Here is a 13595-nt window from a genome sequence, read left to right on the forward strand (position 1 = left end):
GGGGGGAGCGCTTGTGGCGAGTCACGTGAAGAACGCGAGCCCGGAAACGAGGGGCCCGCACGGCGCGGAGTCGGTGGCGAGCGTCGCCAGGCGGCACACCGGGCTGCTGTGCACCGGGGTGCTGCTCGGCCTGCTGGGGGTGGGCGCCTCGCTCGCCCAGCCCTGGGCCATCGGCAACCTGATCAAGGCGGCCGGCGGGGGAGCCCCGATGGCCGGACCCGTCGCCCAGCTCGTCGGCCTCTTCTGCGCGGGCGCGCTCTTCTCCTCGCTCCAGGCCTATGTCATCGGGCGGGCCGGGGAGAACATCGTCTTCGACGTTCGCCAGATCCTGGTCGGACGGCTTCTGCGCGCCGATCTCACCGCGTTCGGAAAGGAATCGCAGGGCGATGTCTTCACCCGCACCGTCACCGACACCTCACTCGCGAGAATCGCCCTCGCGCAGAGCCTCGCCCAGCTGATCGTCAGCGGCGCCACGGTCATCGGCGGCATCGTGCTGATGTTCCTCATCGACCTGTGGCTGATGGTCATCACCATGAGTTGCCTGGGAACCGCCAGCGTCATCTCCGTCACCCTCGCCCGGAAGCTGCGCAGGGCCGCTCTGCAAAACCGGGACGACACCGGCGCCTTCGCCGGCGGCATCCAGCGCGTGCTCTCCGCGCTGCCCACGGTGAAGGCGTCCCGCGCCGAGTCCCGTGAGGCCGCCCGCATCGGCGAACTGGCCGAGCGGACACGGCGCTCGGGCATCCGGGTCAACGCCTACAACGCGCTGCTGATGCCCTCCATGAACGTCGGCACGCAAGGCGCCCTGGCCGTCGTCGTGGGCGTCGGGATGGCGTGGGTGGCCCGCGGCGAGATGGACATGGCCGCCCTGACCACGTTCATCATGTATCTGTTCCAGCTGGTGTCGCCGCTGGTGATGCTCTTCATGGGCGTGGGCCAGCTCGTCCAGGGCCGGGCCGCGATCCAACGGGTGGACGAACTCGCCCGCCTGCCCCAGGAGGGCGACGGCCCGGCCGGCGCGGCGGGCCCCGCGCCCCCCGGCCCACTGGACCCGCACTGGCCGGCGGTCGAGTTCCACGACGTGCGCTTCGCCTACCGGCGAGGCAAGCGGGCGGAGCGGACGCAGGTCCTCAACGGCGTCTCGTTCAGCGTGCCGACCCGGGGGCTGACGGCCGTGGTCGGGCCTTCGGGAGCGGGCAAGACCACCATGTTCCAGCTGATCGAACGCTTCTACGCGGTGGACGGCGGCCTCGTCCGGCTCGGCGGACGAGACGTCGAGGCGCTGCCCCTCGACACGCTCCGCGCTCTGGTGGGCTACGTCCAGCAGGACAGCGCGGCCATGCGCGGCACCATCCGGGAGAACCTGACCTACGCCAACCCGCACGCCGGTGACGGAGCCGTCCGGGAGGCGGTGGAGATGGCCGGCCTCACCTCGGTGATCGCCCAGCTCCCGCACGGCCTGGACACCGAACTGGGCGACCAGGGCAGCGGGTTGTCCGGCGGGCAGCGCCAGCGCCTGTGCATCGCCCGCACGCTGCTCCAGCAGCCCGCGGTCATGCTGCTGGACGAGGCCACCTCCAACCTGGACTCCGACTCGGAGCGGGACTTTCGCGAGGTGCTGCGCCGGATCTCCCGGCGGTGCGCGGTCATCGCCATCGCCCACCGGATCTCCACGGTGATCGACGCCGACCAGATCGTGGTGATGGAAGGGGGCAGGGTCCGGGCCACCGGAGTGCACCAGGACCTGATGGAGCGCGACGAGCTCTACCGGCGTCTCGCCGGCTCCCAACTGCACGCCGAGCCCGGCCCTCCCGCCCCGGCGACCCGTCCGGTACCGGTGGAACCGTGGGCGCCGCCGCCCTCCCTCGCGGTCGGCTGGCCGTCGTACGCCGGGCTCGCCGAGCAGACGTTGCAGCTTCGGCCCGTCAGGAGTGAGGAGCACTGGTGAGCACCACCGACGTCGCCATCGTGGGCACCGGACCCAACGGCCTCGCGGCCGGCGTGGTCCTGGCCCGAGCCGGTCTGCGCGTGGAGCTCCACGAGGCGGCCGACAGTATCGGGGGAGGGCTGCGCACCGCCTCGCTCTTCGACTCCGGGGTGGTGCACGACATCTGCTCCGCCGTCCACCCCATGGCCGCCGCCTCCCCGTTCTTCCGCGCGTTCGACCTGCCCGCCCGCGGCGTCGAACTCCTCCAGCCCGAGATCGCCTACGCCCATCCGCTGGACGGGGGCCGGGCCGCCCTGGCCTACCGCTCACTGGCGAGGACGTGCGAGCACCTGGGCGCCGACGGCCCCGGCTGGCGCCGGCTCATGGGCCCGCTGCTCGACCGCAGTGAAGAGGTCGTCGACCTCGTCCTGTCCGGGCCGCGCACCCTGCCGCGAACCTCCGCCGCCGCCCTGCTGCTGGCGAGCCGGGCGGCGGTCCACGGCAGCGGGCTCGGCGCGGCGCTCTTCCGCGGCGAGGAGGCGCCCGCCCTGCTCACCGGTGTCGCCGCGCACGCGGTCGGCAAGCTGCCGAGCCTGGCGTCCGCGGGGGTGGCCATGCTGCTGGGCCACCTGGCGCACGGGAGCGGGTGGCCGCTGCCGCGCGGTGGCAGCTCACGCATCGCACAGGCGCTGGCCGATGACATCACGGCCCACGGCGGCGTCTTCCACACCGGACACCGGGTGACGGACCTGGACGAACTTCGCGGTGCGCGTGCGGTGTTGCTCGACACCAGCCCCAAGGGCCTGCTGACTCTCGCGGCCGGCCGGCTGCCCCGTGCCTACGCGCGCGGCCTGGAGCGGTTCCGCTACGGCCCGGGCGCCGCCAAGGTGGACTTCCTGGTCTCCGAGCCGATCCCCTGGGCGAACCCGGAGGTGGGCCGCGCCGGGACCGTGCATCTGGGCGGCACGCATGCCGAGATGGTGCGCCAGGAGACGGCGAACGCCCGCGGAGTGCGCACCGGGAAGCCGTTCGTCCTCGTGGTGGACCCGGCGGTGGCCGACCCCGGGCGGGCCCTGCCCGGCAAGCGCCCCGTGTGGGCGTACGCGCATGTCCCGAACGGCGATACCACCGACCCCTACGACCTGGTCCGGGCGCGCATCGAGCGCTACGCCCCCGGGTTCGGGGACACCGTCGTCGCCCACCGCTCCGTCGCCGCCGCCGCGTACGAGGCCTACAACCCCAACTATGTGGGCGGGGACATCGGTTCCGGGGCGATGACGCTCTACCAGAGCCTCGCCCGCCCCGTCCCGCGCCTCGACCCCTACCGGACCCCGCTGCCCGGGGTCTTCCTGTGCTCCTCGTCCACCCCTCCGGGGCCCAGTGTGCACGGAATGTCTGGATACCTGGCCGCCCTCTCCGCCCTCCGGCATTGTTTCGGGATATGCGAGGTACCCGACTTGACGCCCGATTCGGCACCACTTGCATTCCGTCGTCCCGGATAAATGCGCCGCGCGCTCCTTGGTAATCAGTGGCCAAAATCCATGGAACTGGCCATATCGCTTTGGTACGGTGGTGCCAACGAAGCTCCCCACAAGCTCCGTTGAGGCGTTACCGTGCTGTCTGACTATTCACGCGGGTGGTCGCGGAGCATTCCGCAACCGCCGTAGCCGGCATCTCACGTCTTGCCCGGCTCGGCTCCAACTCCTCGGCTTCATGACGCTCCCATCGGTTGGCAGTGGGGACATTATGAACGGGGAATTCTGTGGTAACCGGAGTTGAAGACATAGGCTACGGCAGACAGTTCGAAGGGTGGTACGACCGGCTGATCCCGGATGACAGGATCACCGCCGAGGCCGTAAAGGGGTTGCGGGAACGCCACCCCGATCCCGAGGCGGGGACCCTCGAATTCGGTGTCGGCACCGGCCGGATCGCCATTCCACTGTCCCGGAGCATCGGCCGGGTGACCGGCGTGGACTCCTCTCCGGAGATGCTGGACGCACTGCGCGTCAAACTCGAGGACGGCGGCGGGGACGTCACCCCGGTGCACGGGGACATCCGCATGTACACCTCGGATTCCCGCTACGGGATGGTGTACTGCGTCTGCGCGACCCTGTCGTGCCTGACCACTCCCGCGGACCAGCGAAGTGCCGTCCAGCGCGCGGCCGACCTGCTGGTTCCCGGCGGACGGCTGCTCATCGAGACGCACAACAAGCCGCCGATCCTCGACCTTCACGAGGGCCGGACCCGCACCACCTACTTCGTCCCCTACCCGGAGCCCGGGACGGGTGTGCAGACCCACTCCACCCTGCTCGACGGCGGGTTGTGGCACTGCTCGCACATCCTGTACCAGGCCGACGGCACCACCCGGGTGGGCAGCGAACTCACCCGGCTGACGACCCCGGAGGACGTCGACGGCTACGCCCGCGCCGCCGGCCTGGAGCCCGAGGCCCACATGTCCCGCTGGGACGGCACCCCGTACAGCCACGAGGCGCCCATGTTCATGTGCTCCTACGTCAAACCCTGAGCGCACTACACACAGCACACGGTTGGCTATAAGGGGGTTGCACGTGGGGCGTCCGCCAGTACTTCCGGTAGACAAGAAACTCGACCTGGTGGTCAGGGTGATGAGCGGGGACCTGACAGCGGCGGAAGCCGCAAGAGAAGCAAGAGTGTCCGAGCAGTCGGTGTCGAACTGGCGCCGACAGTTTATTGAGGGCGGCCGCAGCGGCCTGGCAGGCGAGAGTGGAAGACCCGCTGAGGAAGCGTCCCGGACGGCCGAGCTGGCAAAGGAAAACGCCATGCTCAAGGTGACGATCGGCGAACTCTACATGGAATTGCGGAAGTACGGCCGGAGTACGGCCCTGCGCCCGCCGCAGCGCCGTGAGGGCACTCGCCCGGGCCGGCTCGTCAACTAACCCATAAATTGATCCCGGGATTGCGTGTTAGCGTTCCCGGCAGACAGTCACTTCACATCACGGGGGAGGGAATGTGGCGTCTTTGGAGCGTCAGTTTGCCGTCGGCATTTCTGGATTGGCCGGCGCTAGCCTTCTGGCCGGTGCGGTAACGAGATTCACCGGCAAGCGCGAGCGTGCGCGTCGTTTCCAGTTGCACGAGAGACCGGACGGCGGCCTTGTCGAGGTCGATGTCCACATCCCTCCGCGGGCACAGCGCGCCGTTCTGTTCGACAACGGCATGGGCGCGCCCCAGGAATACTGGGACTGGGTCTGCGGCGCACTTCCCGCGGACATGGGGTACGTGCGGTTCAACCGCCCCGGCTACGGGCTCAGCACCCCGGACACCCGGTACGGCCTGGACCCGCACTTCGAGCTGCTGCAGGAACTGCGCGACACCTACATCGCCGGCCTTCCGGTCGTCCTGGCAGGCCACTCCCTGGGCGGTTACCTCGTCGCGGCCTACGCCGCCCTGCACCCGGACGCGTCCCAGGGCGTGACGCACGTGGTCATGATCGACGCCACCGAGGTGGTCAGCCTGCGCCACGCCCGCCGGACCGACGTCGACCGCTGGTCCAACCAGCGGATGGTGATGGAGCAGGTGTTCGCCGGTACGGGGCTGTCGGTCTTCCGCCCCGCCATGAACCGGAACCAGCAGTACCGTCCGGACGTCAACCGGAGCTACCGGGCGTTCCAGACGACTCCCCGCACCTGGGCCACGGCCCACCGGGAGTACCGGGACGCGATGACCTATCCGCAACTGACCGACCTCGACTGCCCGTTGACGGTCATCACGGCGGAGAACAACATCGGCGACAACACCCTGCACGCCGGTATCCAGGCGAGGCTGGCCGTCATCTCCCAGCGGGCCCGGCACCACTTCGTCGCCGGCTCCGATCACGAGTCCCTGCTCTCCGTGCGGCCGCACGCCGAAGAGGTGGCGGAGCTGATCGCCGGCGAACCGCCCTCCGAAGCGCTCGGGACGTCCTGGCGGCCGTCCACCGGGAAACTCCGGGCCGTCGGCAGCACCGCGGAGCGGGAGGCGGAACCGGCATGATCATGAAACCGAACGCCGAACGTGTGAAGGTCGCCGCCGTCACGACGTCGCTCGCCGTATGGCTGGTCGCGACGGCCGTGGCACAGATCCCCGAGCAGCGCTTCGACGGCCTCCTGAGCCGCGGGAGGCTGCGCATACCGACGCCGAACTGGCGCTTCTTCGGGCCGAACCCCGGCGTCAAGGACAACCACCTTCTCTACCGTGACCTCACGGACGGGAAGCCCGGTGAGTGGACAGAGGTCCCGATCGTCCAGGACCGGCCGTGGTACGCACTGGCCTGGAACGCCCGCAACCGAAGCCCGAAGGCCCTGTTCGACGCGACCCAGCACGCCCTGACGCATGCGGTCGCCTTCGGATCCGAGGTGCTTCCGGTGACCACGGCGACCGGGTACCGGCTGCTGGCCCGCTACATCCAGCTCCACCTGCCGCACGCCGAGGGCGCCTCGCACAGCCAGTTCATGCTGCTGCACTCGTACCCGACCAGCCCGGAAGACCGGAACATCGAACCCGTCTTCGTCTCCATGGAATTCCCTCTGGAGGGAGACGTCACCCCGGCTGACGCGCCCTCGCGCATCGCCGCCTAGCGAGTCGACCGACCCCCTCGACTGGAAGCCGCGAGCTCACTCGGCGCCCGTGTGCCCGCGTGAGTCCGCGCCCTCCCGCCGAACGGCTGGAGAAACTCGCTCCGAGCTTTTCTCAGAGAAAGAGGACGACAATGTCTGTTGTGGCTGACTTCGCCAACACCGAGCTGGCGGACGTGACCCCGGGCCGTATCGGCAACGAGGCGACCCCGACCATGCTCACCCCGACGGCCACCATCGCGACCCCCGAGGGTGTCGCCGTGACCGCCGCGACCGCCTACGCCTTCAACGAGGTCACCAACGACCTCGCGGGCTGAACGGCCGGCGGGCGACGCTGAGAGGCATCGCTAGCTCCGTCCGATAAAACGCGGCGGCACGGTACGCCCGATACGCATACCGTGCCGCCGCTTTTCGCATCCACCGTACTCGCATCACACCATCGGGAGCACCCATCCATGTTCCTCAGCGCTCCGCCCGAGGTCACGGCACGCCGAGTGGCTTCGCTGGGTACGCTGGTCTCCGCACTCGAAATGCTGAGCCAGACGCGTAAGTTCGAAGAAGGCGAAATGCTGAGCGGGCAGCTCGCGAACATGCGCCCCAAATTCGCCAAGCGCTTTCCCCGGCTGACACGCGCCCTCGAGTCCAAGCAGGCGGCCGTCGCCCTGTACGGGATACAGGCGGGTGCTTCCGCCGCCACACTGATCTGGGGCCACAAGCGCGCGGTGCGTACGGCGGGCAGCGCCGTGCTGGCGGCCACGGGCGCGGCCGGACGCCTGCGCTCCCCCTTCGGCGGGGACGGTGCCGACCAGCTCCAGCAGGTCATCAACATCGCCCTGGCCTCGACCGGCACCTTCAAGGACGGCGGCAAGGCCCGCGACGTGGCGATGCGCGCGCTGGCCCTGGAGACGAGCATCTCCTACGTCGCGTCCGGTGTGGTCAAGCTCGTCTCCCCGGTGTGGCTCAGCGGAGAGGCGTTCAGCGGCGTCATCCGTACGCGCAACTACGGCGACCAGCGCGTCTACCGGCTCGTGCACAGGTACCCGGTGGTGGGCAAGCTCGTGACCTGGGGGACGATCGCCGCGGAGGTCGGTTTCCCGCTGGTCTTCGTCCTGCCCAGGCCCGCGGCGAAGGCCTATCTCGGCTCGATGACTTTGTTCCACCTGGGGATCGGGCAGTTCATGGGCCTCAACCGCTTCGTGCTGGCCTTCGGCGCCACCCACCCGGCGCTGCTCTACGTCTTCGCCCAGCGGGACGAGCGCGCGGAGCCGGCCGGAAAGGCGGGGCACGAGGGATGACGCCGAGGGGATACGGCTACCACCGCGCAGTGCCCTGTCACGCCGTGTGATCGTCCTCGATCACCACGGCCGTGCCGTACGCGCACACCTCCGTGCCCACGTCCGCCGCCTCCGTCACATCGAAGCGGAACGCGAGCACCCCGTTGGCACCACGCGCGCGTGCCTGCTCGATGAGCCGCGCCATGGCCTGGTTGCGGGTCTGCACGAGCGTCTTGGTGAGCCCCTTGAGCTCGCCGCCGACCATCGACTTCAGCCCGGCGCCGATCTGGCTCCCCAGGTGCCGGGAGCGCACGGTCAGACCGAAGACCTCGCCGAGCACCTCCTGCACTCGGTAGCCCGGTACGTCGTTCGTGGTGACGACGAGGACGTCGGGCTGGGGGCCCTGTCCGCCGCCGTATTCGTCGATGCCCATGGTTCACAGCTTTGACCGGGACCGCGCACAGTGCATCCTGAGTACGCCCATGGAACCTGGGCCATGACGGCCGCGTTGATACTTTGAGGCAGTCAAGCCCCAGCCCGTATCCCCCCAGCAGCAGGAGCCACATCCCCGTGACCACGCTTGCGCTCGGCCCCGAGTGGCTCAGCCCGGACTATCTGATCTCCACGTTCAGCCTGCCCGGCATCCTGCTCATCGTCTTCGCGGAGTCCGGCCTCTTCGCGTTCCTGCCCGGCGACTCCCTGCTGTTCACGGCCGGCCTCTTCGTGGCCGAGGGCACCTACATCACCCAGCCGCTGTGGCTGGTCTGCACGCTGATCGTGATCGCCGCCGTCGTCGGTGACCAAGTGGGCTACATGATCGGCAAGTTTCTGGGCCCGAAGCTCTTCAACCGGCCCAACTCCAAGCTCTTCAAGCAGGAGAACCTGGAGAAGGCCCACGAGTTCATGGAGAAGTACGGCCCCAAGGCGATCGTCCTGGCCCGCTTCGTCCCGATCGTGCGCACCTTCGCCCCCATCGTGGCCGGCGCCGGCCGCATGAAGTACCGCACCTTCCTCACGTACAACGTGATCGGCGGTATCGCCTGGGGCACCGGCGTCACCCTCGCGGGCTACTGGCTCGGCCAGATCGGCTTCATCAAGAAGAACATCGAGCCGATCCTCGTCCTGATCGTCCTGCTCTCCCTGATCCCGATCATCATCGAGTACCTGCGCGAGCGCTCCAAGAAGAAGCGCGCTGCGGCCACGCCCCAGGCCCCCCAGACCCAGCTGCCCGCCATGGACGACGCCACCACCCAGCTCCGCCGCATCACCCCGGACGACCAGCCCCCGCACCAGCAGCAGCCTCACGGCAACCAGAACGGCTACAACGACCAGCAGTACTACAACCAGTACCCCCAGTCCCCGGGCTACGGCCAGCAGCAGTACGGCTCCCAGCAGGGCGGGGGCCAGCAGCCCTACAACAACGGCTACTGACCCGACCTGCTTCTCAGGGGCGCGGGGAACTGCGCGAACAACCCCCGCCGGCCCGCGGCCGCCAACGGACAGGAAGCCCCGACCCCATAGGCAAAGGGCGTCAGAAACCCCTGGTCCGCTTGGCGGCCCGCCGCTTCTCCGCGGACCCGATCCGCAGGAACATCCGCGATATCTCGGACCCCAGATTCACCCCGATGGCGATAGCCATGGCCAGAGCCACCGCCTTGGACAGCGACACCAGCCCCTCGTCGATCTCGTTCTGCGCGATCGCCAGCAGCCCGAAGTACGTCGCGGAACCCGGCAGCAACGGCCCGATCGCGGCCGTCGTGTACGGCAGAGCCGAGGCGAACTGATACCGCGACAGCAACTGCCCGAACAACCCCACCAGCCCGGCGGCCGCGGCCGTCGACGCCACCGGCGAGATCTCGCCGGCATAGTGCATCGCGCCGTACACGATCCACGCGACACCGCCGTTCAGGGTCACCCAGATCACGGTGGATCGTTCCTGCTGAAGCAGCACGGCGAACGCCAGCGACAACAGCATCGACGCCCCGATCAGCAGCACCGGATCGTCGGAGACCCCGAGCGCCGCGTCGGGATTCAGCCGCGCCCCCAGCTGCACACCGAAGTACAGCACCAGCAGCACACCCGCGACGATGCCCACGAAGAAGTACAGGACCTCCAGCAGACGCGCGGACGCGGTGATGTAGAAGCCGGTCAGACCGTCCTGCACGCCCGCCACCAGCGCCCGCCCGGGCAGCAGCGCGAACAGCCCACCGGTGATGACCGCGGAGGCGTTGACGTCCACATGGACGAGCGTGAGCGCGACCCCGATCGCGGCCGGCGGCATCGCGGCCACGGTGAACTGGTAGAACTCCGGCAGCCCGCGCCCCGCGCACAGCCACGCCAGCCGGTCACCGAGCATCGCGCCGAGCGCGGCCGCGACGAACACGAGCAGGTCGCCGCCGACGAGCACCGAGGCCGCACCGGCCAGCAGCCCGCTCGCACCGGTCAGCGCCCAGCCGGGGTAGGGGTGCCGGTTACGGCGGATCTCCGCCAGCCGCCGGTAGGCCTCCTCGAGGGAGACCGCCGTCTCGTCGTCGCTGAGGTCGTCCACCAGCTGGTACACGGCCGCCAGCCGCGTGTAGTCGGTGCCCCGGCGGCGCACGGTCCGCGACGCCGTGATCGGGTCGTCGACGAGCGACGGCTGGTACGAGATCGCCAGCAGCGTGAAGGTGACGTTCGGCTCGCAGCGGTCCAGACCGTAGGACCGGCAGACGGCGAACATGGCCGCCTCCACGTCCTCGGCGCCCTCACCGCCCGCCAGCAGCAACTCGCCGATACGCAGCGTCAGGTCGAGCACGCGCGGCACGGCGGGCCCCGACTCGTCGGTGCTGCGCTGGCTCGGTTCCGGCGCCGGCCGCTCCGCCACCGGCATGCGCAGCATGGTGCGCATCCGGTCCTGCCAGGGCACGTCCTTGGTCAGGCTGACCACGGGAATCCCGCTCGGCGGGGTGAACGCCGACGGCGCCTGCTTCGCGCTGTACGTGCTCGGCGTCGTGAACGCCGACCCCTCCGGCTCCACCGAGGGCGCCTGCGGGACGTCCATCCCCTCCGGCAGGGAGAACTCGGACGTCGTCTCGGCCTCCGCACCGGCCGTCCGGTGGAGGGCCAGTCCTTCCGGGATCGCGAACTCCGACGTCGTCGACATCTCCCCGTCGACGGCGGCCCCACCGGGAGGCGAGAAACCACTCCTCGCCTCGTCCGACTTCGGCTTGCGGTCCTCCGCGTCCGTCACTGCCTGGCGCTCCCTGTACGACACGTCAGCCTCGTACCCCCCACAGCTTCAGTATGCGCACAGACGGACGAACGGGCCGCACGCGCAGGCGTGCGGCCCGGGGGTGTCGAGGAGGGGTCAGTGCCCGCCCGACTCCTTGAAACGCTTGTAGGACCGCTCGATCTCGATCTCGGCGTCCGTACGGCCCACCCAGTTGGCGCCCTCGACCGACTTGCCGGGCTCCAGGTCCTTGTAGACCTCGAAGAAGTGCTGGATCTCCAGGCGGTCGAACTCCGACACGTGGTGGATGTCCCGCAGGTGCTCCACCCGCGGGTCCGTCGCCGGCACGCACAGCAGCTTGTCGTCGCCACCGGCCTCGTCCGTCATACGGAACATGCCGATCGCACGGCACTTGATGAGACAGCCCGGGAAGGTCGGCTCGTCCAGGATGACCAGCGCGTCCAGCGGGTCGCCGTCCTCGCCGAGGGTGTTCTCGACGAAGCCGTAGTCGGTCGGGTAGGCGGTCGAGGTGAAGAGTCGCCGGTCCAGGCGGATACGACCGGTCTCGTGGTCCACCTCGTACTTGTTGCGCGAACCCTTCGGAATCTCGATCGTGACGTCGAACTCCACCGGTGGCTCCTCCATGATCAACACATAGTTCTGGTGGTTAAGTGTCCCTCACGCAGGTGTGTGATCGCGAAAGGGGCTGGTGTTCGTGCCAGAGCTGAGGCCATGGCGGTCCGCGAGACCGCACATGGTGCGGATCGCGGGTGCCGTACGACCGCGCCTGGCCCGGGCCGCCGCGGCCGCGAAACCACGGGTCGCGCGGCTTGCACAGGCCGGGAAACCGCAGGTCGCGCGGCTCACACGGCCGAAGACCTGGCAGTACACCGCGGGTGCCGCCACCGCCGGTCTCGCACTGGCCGCCGGGGTGGTGACCGCCGCCGGTCCCTGGGACTCCTCGGGTCAGCGTACGGCCGAGCGGGACCGGGCCGCCGCCCTGAACCGCCCGGGTGGCACAGATCACGGCGGCACCTCCGGCGCCCCCGGCCGGCCCCGGCCCGCCCCCAGCGCCGCCCCGGTGCTGACCGGCCTCGGCGGCATCAGCAAGGTGAAGTCCGCCCCTGACGGCAAAGCCCTCGCGGACGCCCTCACGCCCCTGCTGAAGGACCCGGCCCTCGGACCCCGGCCCGCCGCGGCGGTCGTGGACGTCACGAGCGGCAGGCGCCTGTACGGCACGGGCTCGGACGCCGCGCTCACCCCGGCCTCGACGACGAAGATCGCCACGGCCGTCGCCGCGCTGTCCGCCATGGGCGCCGACCACCGCATCACCACCCGCGCGGCGCTGGAACCCGACACGAGGGAAGTCGTCCTGGTCGGCGGCGGCGACCCCACCCTCACCGCCCGGGAGGACTCCGACGGCTCGGCGAGCCTGCGCGACCTGGCCGCCGACACGGCGGGCGCCCTCGCCGAACGGGGCGTCCGCGAAGTGACGCTCTCCTACGACACGACCCTCTACGCGGGCGACGAAAAGCACCCGATCGGGGTCAACCCCAACCTCGCCCCCGTCAGCCCCCTGATGGCCGACGAGGGCCGCACCGACGACTCGGCGAAGGGCCCGGCCACCCGTGTCCCCGACCCGGCGGACGACGCCGCCCGCCGCTTCGGCGACCTCCTGAAGTCCCACGGCATCAAGACCACGGCCCCCGGCCCGTCCAAGGCCACCACCCGGGCCAAGACCCTCGCCACGGTCTCCTCGCCCCCGCTCTCGGCCCTCGTCGAGCGCATGCTGACCAACAGCGACAACGACATCGCCGAGGCCCTCGCCCGCCAGACGGCCCTCGCCACCGGCGACCGCGCCGACTTCGCCGGCGCCGACCGGGCCGTCAGCGCCCAGCTGCGCAAGCTCGGCCTCCCCCTGAAGGGCGCCGCCTTCAAGGACGGCAGCGGCCTCGACCGCGCCGACCGGCTCACGGCGGACCTCCTCACCGCCCTCCTGGCCAAGGCGGCAGACCCCGACCGCCCCGAACTCCGCCCGGCCCTCACCGGCCTCCCCGTCGCCGGCTTCACCGGCACCCTGACCAGCCGCTACACGGACGGAGCAGCCGGCGTCGTACGCGCCAAGACCGGCACCCTGACCGGCGTCAACACCCTCGCGGGCACCCTCGTCGACCAGGACGGCCGCCTCCTCGCCTTCGCCTTCATGGCCAACGACACGACCAACCCGGAAGCAGCCCAGAAGGCCCTGGACAGAGCGGCGACGACCCTGGCGGAATGCGGCTGCCGCTAACCACCACTCGAACTGCCGATCACCCGTCCGCGAGCAGCCGCCCCGCCCGTCCGCGGGCCGTCCTCCCGCCCGGTTCTGGGTAGCCGCCCCCCTGGCCGTGGGTAGCCGTCCCGCCTGGCCGTGGGTAGCCGTCCCGCCTGGCCGTGGGTAGCCGTCCCGCCCGGCTGTGGGTAGCCGTCCCGCCTGGCCGTGGGTAGCCGTCCCGCCCGGCTGTGGGTAGCCGTCCCGCCTGGCCGTGGGTAGCCGTCCCGCCCGGCTGTGGGTAGCCGTCCCGCCTGGCCGTGGGTAGCCGTCCCGCCTGGCTGTG

At 70.3% G+C, this 13595-nt stretch carries 13 protein-coding genes and 1 pseudogene; 10 read left to right on the forward strand and 4 right to left on the reverse strand.

Features of this window, described 5'->3' with window-relative positions:
• Window positions 1-13: 13 nt before the first annotated feature.
• From ACFZBT_RS37990 to ACFZBT_RS38005, 4 genes and pseudogenes are all read left to right on the forward strand, one after another.
• Complete coding sequence (locus ACFZBT_RS37990; RefSeq protein ID WP_391114149.1) at window positions 14-1948, forward strand: ABC transporter transmembrane domain-containing protein; 1935 nt, start codon at window positions 14-16, stop codon at window positions 1946-1948.
• The gene (locus ACFZBT_RS37995) at window positions 1945-3429 is read left to right on the forward strand and encodes an FAD-dependent oxidoreductase (protein WP_391114152.1); all 1485 of its coding nucleotides are present in this window, start codon (window positions 1945-1947) and stop codon (window positions 3427-3429) included. Before ACFZBT_RS37990 ends, ACFZBT_RS37995 begins: the two co-directional genes overlap by 4 nt.
• Before the next feature lie 260 nt (window positions 3430-3689).
• Window positions 3690-4451, forward strand: coding sequence for a methyltransferase domain-containing protein (locus ACFZBT_RS38000; protein WP_391114155.1), 762 nt, complete (start codon window positions 3690-3692; stop codon window positions 4449-4451).
• Window positions 4452-4494: 43 nt separating this feature from the next.
• Window positions 4495-4719 (forward strand): annotated as a pseudogene (locus tag ACFZBT_RS38005) (helix-turn-helix domain-containing protein); the annotation flags it as partial.
• Between the two features lie 175 nt (window positions 4720-4894).
• Here ACFZBT_RS38005 and ACFZBT_RS38010 read toward each other — a convergent pair.
• Window positions 4895-5077, reverse strand: a complete 183-nt coding sequence (locus ACFZBT_RS38010) for a hypothetical protein (RefSeq protein ID WP_391114189.1) — start codon at window positions 5075-5077, stop codon at window positions 4895-4897.
• On the opposite strand from ACFZBT_RS38010, the gene ACFZBT_RS38015 reads away from it, so the two are divergent.
• From ACFZBT_RS38015 to ACFZBT_RS38030, 4 genes are all read left to right on the forward strand, one after another.
• Window positions 5033-5935 (forward strand): alpha/beta fold hydrolase, encoded by a 903-nt coding sequence (locus ACFZBT_RS38015; RefSeq protein WP_391114158.1) that lies wholly within the window; start codon window positions 5033-5035, stop codon window positions 5933-5935. The genes ACFZBT_RS38010 and ACFZBT_RS38015 overlap by 45 nt on opposite strands.
• On the forward strand, window positions 5932-6519 hold the full coding sequence (locus ACFZBT_RS38020) for a hypothetical protein (protein ID WP_391114160.1): 588 nt from the start codon (window positions 5932-5934) through the stop codon (window positions 6517-6519). The genes ACFZBT_RS38015 and ACFZBT_RS38020 overlap by 4 nt, the downstream gene beginning before the upstream one ends.
• 131 nt (window positions 6520-6650) lie before the next feature.
• Entirely contained in the window at window positions 6651-6833 is a 183-nt protein-coding gene (locus tag ACFZBT_RS38025) for a linaridin family RiPP (RefSeq protein WP_215119833.1), read from the forward strand.
• 138 nt (window positions 6834-6971) lie between these two features.
• The gene (locus ACFZBT_RS38030) at window positions 6972-7811 is read left to right on the forward strand and encodes a hypothetical protein (RefSeq protein ID WP_391114164.1); all 840 of its coding nucleotides are present in this window, start codon (window positions 6972-6974) and stop codon (window positions 7809-7811) included.
• Window positions 7812-7848: 37 nt separating this feature from the next.
• Here ACFZBT_RS38030 and ACFZBT_RS38035 read toward each other — a convergent pair whose 3' ends face one another.
• A complete protein-coding gene (locus ACFZBT_RS38035; RefSeq protein WP_391114167.1) occupies window positions 7849-8223 on the reverse strand; it encodes a heavy metal-binding domain-containing protein in 375 nt (124 codons plus the stop codon).
• A gap of 137 nt (window positions 8224-8360) precedes the next feature.
• On the opposite strand from ACFZBT_RS38035, the gene ACFZBT_RS38040 reads away from it, so the two are divergent.
• Window positions 8361-9221, forward strand: coding sequence for a VTT domain-containing protein (locus tag ACFZBT_RS38040; RefSeq protein WP_391114170.1), 861 nt, complete (start codon window positions 8361-8363; stop codon window positions 9219-9221).
• 100 nt (window positions 9222-9321) lie between these two features.
• Here the strand turns inward: ACFZBT_RS38040 and ACFZBT_RS38045 are convergent, their stop codons facing one another.
• Window positions 9322-11019: a threonine/serine exporter family protein gene (locus tag ACFZBT_RS38045; protein WP_391114173.1), complete on the reverse strand. Its 1698-nt coding sequence runs from the start codon at window positions 11017-11019 to the stop codon at window positions 9322-9324.
• Window positions 11020-11136: 117 nt separating this feature from the next.
• Entirely contained in the window at window positions 11137-11628 is a 492-nt protein-coding gene (locus ACFZBT_RS38050; protein ID WP_217556031.1) for an inorganic diphosphatase, read from the reverse strand.
• Window positions 11629-11752: 124 nt separating this feature from the next.
• Between ACFZBT_RS38050 and dacB the strand changes: the two genes are divergently transcribed.
• Window positions 11753-13288 (forward strand): D-alanyl-D-alanine carboxypeptidase/D-alanyl-D-alanine-endopeptidase, encoded by a 1536-nt coding sequence (gene dacB / locus ACFZBT_RS38055; protein WP_391114185.1) that lies wholly within the window; start codon window positions 11753-11755, stop codon window positions 13286-13288.
• Window positions 13289-13595: the final 307 nt, after the last annotated feature.

This window comes from Streptomyces sp. NPDC008137 (assembly GCF_042957035.1).
In the GTDB taxonomy this organism is placed as follows: Bacteria; Actinomycetota; Actinomycetes; order Streptomycetales; family Streptomycetaceae; genus Streptomyces.